Below are 778 nucleotides of genomic sequence, written 5' to 3'. Positions count from 1 at the left end.
GTTTTTTACTTTTTCTAATAGACGCATCTGTGCTTCCTGCTCGATTGGCTGGTGTGTAGGTCCGTCTTCGCCCACGCGGAAAGAGTCGTGTGTAAGCACATATTTCACAGGAAGTTCTTGAATGGCTGCCAGTCGGATGGCTGGTTTCATATAATCTGAAAACACAAAGAATGTTGCCACTACAGGGACTACACCGCCATGGAGAGCGATTCCGTTGGCAATGGAAGTCATCGTCAGTTCGGCAACTCCTGCCTGTAAAAAGGCACCGCTGAAATTATTTTTCTGCAGTACAGATGATTTTTTCAAAAAGCCGTCAGTTTTATCACTGTTGGATAAATCGGCAGAGGAAACAATGATATTTTCAACGTTTTCAGCCAGATAAGCCAGTACTGCTGATGAAGCATCTCTGGTCGCCGCATTTGGTTTCTGAACCACTTTACTCAAATCCAGTTCCGGTAGTTTTCCCGATAAAAACAGTTCCATTTTTTGTGCCAATGCCGGATTTTCATTCTCCCACTGTGCAATCTGCTGTTTTTTGGCAGACGCTTTTTCTGTTTTTTGGGAGAGAATAGCAGCATAATGCGAAGCTACTTCCTGATAAATTGTAAAAGGATCTTCCGGGTTGGCTCCTAAGTTTATTAAGGTTTTTGTGTAATCGGCTTTGGTGTCACCGATAGGTTTTCCGTGCAGTTCGCATTCACCTTCATACATGCCTCCGTCAGCAGTAACACAGCCTTTGCCCATGATTGTTTTTCCGATAATCAAGGTCGGTCTTTCC

1 pseudogene is annotated in these 778 nt (G+C 44.0%); it reads right to left on the bottom strand.

The features are described 5' to 3' along the window. Positions 1 to 778 (bottom strand): annotated as a pseudogene (locus IRZ80_RS20785) (transketolase); the annotation flags it as partial.

Origin of the sequence: Flavobacterium sp. HJJ, from assembly GCF_015351475.1 — a bacterium.
GTDB classification, from domain to species: Bacteria; Bacteroidota; Bacteroidia; order Flavobacteriales; family Flavobacteriaceae; genus Flavobacterium; species Flavobacterium marginilacus.
Note: the sequence above shows the minus strand (reverse complement) of the source record. Positions and strands in the feature narration are given on the sequence as shown.